This window comes from Herminiimonas sp. (genome assembly GCF_030645555.1).
Classification (GTDB): Bacteria; Pseudomonadota; Gammaproteobacteria; order Burkholderiales; family Burkholderiaceae_D; genus Oxalicibacterium.
Map to the genome: position 1 here is coordinate 1 of NZ_JAUSME010000222.1, position 6,507 is coordinate 6,507.

At 57.7% G+C, this 6,507-nt stretch carries 7 protein-coding genes; all 7 read right to left on the reverse strand.

Annotated elements, in window-relative coordinates; translation table 11 throughout:
* A partial coding sequence (locus Q7T06_RS08705) for an AarF/UbiB family protein (protein WP_304783550.1) occupies window positions 1–916 on the reverse strand: 916 nt, incomplete at its 3' end.
* Entirely contained in the window at window positions 913–1,503 is a 591-nt protein-coding gene (locus tag Q7T06_RS08710; RefSeq protein ID WP_304783553.1) for an SCP2 domain-containing protein, read from the reverse strand. The genes Q7T06_RS08710 and Q7T06_RS08705, both read right to left, overlap by 4 nt.
* A gap of 116 nt (window positions 1,504–1,619) precedes the next feature.
* Entirely contained in the window at window positions 1,620–2,555 is a 936-nt protein-coding gene (locus tag Q7T06_RS08715) for a Tim44 domain-containing protein (protein ID WP_304783556.1), read from the reverse strand.
* A gap of 9 nt (window positions 2,556–2,564) precedes the next feature.
* Window positions 2,565–3,299: a bifunctional demethylmenaquinone methyltransferase/2-methoxy-6-polyprenyl-1,4-benzoquinol methylase UbiE gene (gene ubiE / locus Q7T06_RS08720; RefSeq protein ID WP_304783559.1), complete on the reverse strand. Its 735-nt coding sequence runs from the start codon at window positions 3,297–3,299 to the stop codon at window positions 2,565–2,567.
* A gap of 86 nt (window positions 3,300–3,385) precedes the next feature.
* Window positions 3,386–3,823: a DUF971 domain-containing protein gene (locus Q7T06_RS08725; RefSeq protein ID WP_304783562.1), complete on the reverse strand. Its 438-nt coding sequence runs from the start codon at window positions 3,821–3,823 to the stop codon at window positions 3,386–3,388.
* A gap of 73 nt (window positions 3,824–3,896) precedes the next feature.
* Complete coding sequence (locus Q7T06_RS08730) at window positions 3,897–4,328, reverse strand: HIT family protein (RefSeq protein ID WP_304783565.1); 432 nt, start codon at window positions 4,326–4,328, stop codon at window positions 3,897–3,899.
* A gap of 2 nt (window positions 4,329–4,330) precedes the next feature.
* Window positions 4,331–6,507: FAD-binding oxidoreductase (locus Q7T06_RS08735; RefSeq protein WP_304783568.1), on the reverse strand; the 2,177-nt coding region annotated here is incomplete at its 5' end.

The window sequence follows — 6,507 nt, forward strand, 5'->3', positions numbered from 1 at the left end:
AATCGAGCGCGATGTAGCGGCCCAGGGTTGCCGGCTCTGTCGATACCAGGATATTCCCCGGATGCATGTCGGCATGGAAGAAGCCGTCGCGGAATACCTGCGTGAAGAATATCTCTACCCCATCGCGCGAGAGTTTTTTCAAATCGACGCCGGCGGCGATCAGGCGCTCGGTCTGCGAAATCGGGATGCCTATCATGCGCTCCATCACGATGACCGAGGTCGAGCAATAATCCCAGAACATTTCCGGCACCATCAGCAAATCGGATTTGGCAAAATTTCGCCGCAGCTGGCTGCCGTTGGCGGCTTCGCGCATCAAGTCCAGTTCGTCATGCAGATACTTGTCGAACTCGGCGACCACTTCCTTCGGCTTCAGGCGCTTGCCGTCTGCCCACACGCGCTCGATCAGGCCGGCGACGATATGCATCAGGGCGACATCGTCATCTATCGATTTCTTGACGCCGGGACGCAGCACCTTGACGGCGGCGTCACGGCCATTCTTCAGTCGCGCCAGATGCACCTGGGCGATAGAGGCGGAGGCGATAGGCTCGCGCTCGAAATGCGCAAACAATACATCCGGATGCGCACCCAGCGACTTGATGATTTGCTCTATCGCCAGCTCGGATGAAAACGGTGGCACGCGATCCTGCAGGCGCGCCAGTTCATCGGCGATATCCATAGGCATCAGGTCGCGCCGGGTCGACAGCACCTGGCCGAACTTGACGAAGATGGGGCCGAGGTCTTCCAGTGCGCGACGCAGCCGTTCGCCGCGCGGCGCCGAGATGTCGCGCCAGAACAGGACTTGATTCAATAATTTGGCCGTGCGCGGTATCGAGAGGCCGGACATCGCGATTTCATCGAGGCCATAACGGATCGCGACCCGCATGATTTTTAAAACGCGGAGGAATTTCAATATCATTGCTTGCTGCCCTTCAGCTTTTCTATCCGTTTGGCGAGTCGCGCCACATCGTCGCGCAACCTGGTCACGTCGGCGGTAAAGTCTGCCACCGCTTGCGGACGGACCAGCATCGGCTTTTCTTCCAGAAAATATTCGGCCACGTTTTCAGTCACCGACTGATGCAGCGATTTGGCCGCATCCAGCGCAGAGCGCGCACCGGCCACCATCCTGGTGGCGGCGATATCGCCAAACACCTTGCTCAAATCGTCTTCCGCTTCCCAGCGCAAACCCTGGCTGAGTTGTGAAATCGTATTCGCAAAATCGGCATCGCCTTCTATCTTCACGTATGAAAACGCGCGCTCGCGATTCTGCATGATCAGCGGCAGGTCGGCCAGCTGCACGCGTATCGTTACGGTCGCGGCCTCATTTTCTGTGGCGGCTTCCAGCATGCCATCGCTGGTCACCTTCAGGCGAGCCGCCAGCACGCCGCCATCGAGTACGGCGATCTTGCCTGCATGCGGGATCAGTTTGGCGCGCGCCCATGCTTCCTGTGCGAGCAGGTGGTTGATGGCAGCGGGATAGAGTTGGGTCGGATTAAGGGGAGTCATTATCAAAAAGGGGCAGCAAAAAACAAAGCCGCCGGTGTCTGGACACGGGCGGCTTCAAGTTTAGCAGTTTGCTGCGCAGCGTCGCTAACTATCTACGCTGGGCTGCTGCTGGGGAATTACAGTTGCTGTATGCCTGCCAGCACCCAGCCGCCGTTGCCATGGACAGGCTTGGACAGGTTCCACGCTTCCGAGAATGGCTCGGTCGGTGCGTTGGCGGCTTCCTTGATCATGCCGGTGAACTTGATGCTGGCGATGTAATCGTCGCCTACGGTTTCGACGCCGTAGAATTCGCCTTCGATCGAGACGACATCGGTTTGGTTAGCCGTGGCGCCGCGTTCCTGCAATTGCAGTCTCAGTTCAGCAAACATTTCCGGCGTGGTGAATTCGCGGATGTCTTCGATATCAGCCTTGTCCCACGCCGCTTGCAGGCGGATGAAGTGGGTTTTTGCATTGCGGATGAAGGATTGCACATCGAAGTCGGCCGGTAATTCATTGCCGGCTTCCTGTGGTGCGCCAAACGTTGCGCCGGATGCCGCTGGAGCAGCCGATTGCAGTGCAGCAGGCTGGCTGTAAGGCTGCTCTATGCGCGAACCGATTTCAGGCGTGTCGTTCTTGGCCGAAAAACCGTTGGCGAACGAAGGCTGCGCATTGTTGCCTGCGCTCTTGTTCTTGATCATGCGATAGATGAACATCGCGGCAAATGCGAACAGGGCAACCATCAGGATGGTGCTGATCATGCTGGCGAATGCGCCGCCGATGCCGAGGTGCGACAGCAATGCGCCCAGGCCGAGGCCGAGCAAGGCGCCGCCAAGGATGTTGCGCATCATGCTAGGCTTGGCCGCGGCCGCAGCACCGGCTGCACCAGCAGCTGCAGGCGCAGCAGCAGGCTTGGCTGTGTTGGTAGGCGACGATTGCGCTGGCGCTGTACGCTGATAGCTTTGCGATTGCTTGCCGAACGAGCCGCCACCGCCCATGCGCTTGGCTTGCACTTCGGTCGCGATGAAGGTCATCGAACTGACCATGACCGCCACTACCAATAATAATTTTTTCATGCCTGTCTCCTAAAGTTTTATACAGGTGTGCAATGCCGCCACGCCGGCTGTCAAATTGAAATACTCAACTCTTTCGAGCCCTGCATCCTGCATCATTTTTTTCAGCGTTTCCTGGTCGGGATGCATGCGTATCGATTCAGCCAGATAGCGGTAACTATCGGCGTCTCCTGCTATGCGTTGACCCAGCCACGGCAACACCGAAAACGAATAAATGTCATACGGTTTTTTCAAAGGCTCCCAGACCTTGGAAAACTCCAGCACCAGCAACTTGCCGCCGGGCTTCAATACACGCCGCATCTCTGCCAGCGCTGCATCCTTGTGCGTCATGTTGCGCAAACCGAAAGCCACGCTGACGCGATCAAAATAATTGTCGGGAAAGGGCAGTTTCTCCGCATCACACAATGATGTGGGGATGATCAAGCCATTGTTCAACAGCCGATCGCGCCCGACGCGCAACATCGACTCATTTATATCGGTCAACCAGACTTCGCCGGTCGGTCCCGCCTTCTTGGCAAATGCCTTGGCCAGGTCGCCGGTGCCGCCCGCAATATCGAGCACCTTGAAACCCGGACGTATGCCCGCCTGCGCAATCGTGAAACTCTTCCACAGGCGATGCAGCCCGGCCGACATGACATCGTTCATCACGTCGTACTTGGCGGCGACCGAATGAAACACTTCGGCGACCTTGTGGACCTTCTCTTCTTCAGCGACGGTTTGATAACCGAAATGTGTGGAATTTGTCATGACTGGCAGCTTAAGGAAATTACATTATACAAGCGTTAAGGAAATGTGAAGCAAGCGTTAATTTTCAGGCCCGCCGGCCAGCCAAATCAATGGCTGCCGCAAGAGCCGCCGCTGGCTGCAGCCTTGTTCATAGGCGCATCGCGACCGCTGTCGCGCGTGAAGCCGGCGGCTTCCAGGCGGCGCAGATAATCTTCCCACAAGGCCTCTTTGTTGCTGCCGAGGTGATGCAGGTATTCCCATGAAAAGATGCCGGTATCGTGGCCATCGGAAAAAACCGGCTTGATCGCATAGTTGCCGACTGGCTCGACCGCGTTGATTTCAACATTGCGCTGGCCGGTTTGCAGGGTTTCCTGCCCCGGGCCGTGGCCGCGCACTTCCGCCGATGGCGACCATACGCGCAGCAATTCAAACGGCAGTGAAAATGCGGCGCCATCGTCGAACTCGACTTCGAGTACGCGCGATTGCTTGCGCACGGTTAGCCCGGTGGGTTGCGGTGCGGGAGGTGTTTGTTTGGAACCAGCCATGATCGTCTCTCGTTCAGTTCAGATTAGGCATCGGCGGCAGTGCCGATGCAGTGCAATATCAGTGACCCGGGCATCAAGCTGTACACGATGCATGGCGCAGCAGCGCTGCACGCAATGCCGGCAGCAAGGCACGCCTGTGCGCCAGCACATCTTCTGCAGTCTGGCGTACCGGCGAGGCCCAGATCGGGTGCGGGAAATGCGCATCGTCGGCAAAGCGCGGAATCAGGTGCCAGTGCAGGTGCGGCACCATGTTGCCAAGGCAGGCCAGATTGATTTTCTCCGGCTGCAAAACCTCGCGTTGCGCAGCCTCCACCTGGCAGACCATCTGCATCAGGGCCGAGCGTTCCGGTATCGCCAGATCGGTCATTTCCCTGACGTGCGCATTCCAGATCACGCGGCAAAAGCCGGGGTAATTCGCATCATCGACCAGCACGATGCGCAATCGCGCATTGCGGAAGATGACTTCACCGCCCGCGACCGCGCACAATTCACATGCCGCTGCCATGCCTATACCAGCACCCGTTCTATGCCGCCATTGTTGGCGCGGGCCACGTATTCAGGCAGCCAGTTAGGTCCGAGCAAATGCCGGGCCATTTCGACCCCGATGTAATCGGCCGTGGTTTCAGAGTCGTCATTGAAGCGCGACAAACCCTGCAAACACGATGGGCAGGAAGTCAGAATCTTGACTTCGCCGGTAAAGCCGTCGCTGCGCAATTTATCGGCGCCCTTGTTCATTTCTTCTTCCTTGCGGAAGCGCACTTGCGTCGACACGTCGGGACGCGACACTGCCAGCGTGCCTGACTCGCCGCAGCAACGGTCGTTCTTTTCGATTTTTTGCGCATCTGCGGTGGTGATCAAGGCATTCACCGTTTTCAGCGGATCCTGCAGCTTCATCGGCGTGTGGCATGGGTCGTGATACATGTAACGCACGCCATTGACGCCTTCGAGCTTGATGCCTTTTTCCATCAGGTATTCATGGATGTCGATGATGCGGCAACCCGGAAATATCTTGTCGAACTGGTAGCCCTGCAACTGGTCGTAACAGGTGCCGCAAGAGACGATGACAGTCTTGATGTCGAGATAATTGAGCGTGTTGGCCATGCGATGGAACAGCACGCGATTATCGGTGATGATTTTCTCGGCCTTGTCGAAATTGCCAGTGCCGCGTTGCGGATAACCGCAGCACAGATAACCCGGCGGCAAGACCGTCTGCACGCCGACATTCCACAGCATAGCCTGCGTGGCCAGGCCGACTTGCGAAAACAGGCGCTCGGAACCGCAACCGGGGAAGTAAAACACCGCCTCGGTATCCATCGTGGTGGTCTTCGGATCGCGGATGATAGGCACGACCTTGTCGTCTTCTATATCGAGCAAGGCGCGCGCAGTCTTCTTCGGCAGGTTGCCCGGCATCTTCTTGTTGATGAAGTGGATCACCTGTTCCTTGACCGGAGGCTTGCCTACCGTCGCACGCGGCGCAGCAGTTTGCTTCTTCGCAAATTTTTTCAAGACTTCATGGCCGAGGCGCTGGGCCTTGTAGCCCCACTCGATCATCACCTTGCGCGTGGCATTGATGGTCGCCGGGTCGGTCGCATTGAGGAAAAACATCGATGCAGCCGTGCCTGGATTGAAGGACTTCTTGCCCATCTTGCGCAGCAGGTTGCGCATGTTCATGGACACATCGCCGAAATCGATATCGACCGGGCAAGGCGTCAGGCATTTATGGCAGACGGTGCAGTGATCGGCAACGTCTTCGAATTCTTCCCAGTGCTTGATCGAGATGCCGCGCCGCGTCTGCTCTTCATACAGGAAGGCTTCGACCAGCAGGGAAGTCGCCAGTATCTTGTTGCGCGGCGAGTACAGCAGGTTCGCACGCGGTACGTGCGTCGCGCAGACCGGTTTGCATTTGCCGCAGCGCAGGCAATCCTTGACGCTGTTGGCAATCGCGCCGATATCGCTTTGCTGCATGATCAGCGATTCATGGCCCATCAAGCCAAATGAAGGCGTGTAGGCATTGCGCAAATCGGCGCTCAACTCCGGCATGTCCATCAACTTGCCCTTGTTGAAACGGCCTTCCGGATCGATGCGCATTTTGTATGCGCGGAAGTCAACCATTTCGGCATCGGTCAGGAATTCCAGCTTGGTGATGCCTATGCCGTGCTCGCCCGAAATCACGCCATTGAGCGAACGCGCCAGCGCCATGATGCGCGCCACGGCCGCATGCGCATCCTGCAGCATTTCATAGTGATCGGAATTGACCGGGATATTCGTGTGCACATTGCCGTCGCCGGCGTGCATGTGCAGCGCGACGAAGACGCGGCCGCGCAGGATGCGCTTGTGTATCGCCGTCACTTCTTCCAGGATCAGGCGGAACGCAGCGCCATTGAATATCTGGCGCAACGGGATGCGCGCCTCGATCTTCCACGAAATGCGCACGGTTCTATCCTGCACCACGTCGAACAGCGTCGCCTCCGGTTGCGCGTGCAAGCGCTCGTTGAATACCGTCGCCAGTTTCTCCATGCCCAGCGCAAGTAACTCATTCCTGACTTCGCGCAAGGGCCGGTCCAGATTGTTCAGCACATACGACCAGCGTGCCTGCGTCGCCGCGACCAATTCTTCGGCTTGATGCACACGGTCTTCCAGCAATTCTGCCGCCGGTATGTCATCGCCTTCGGCGTCGTCGCTCT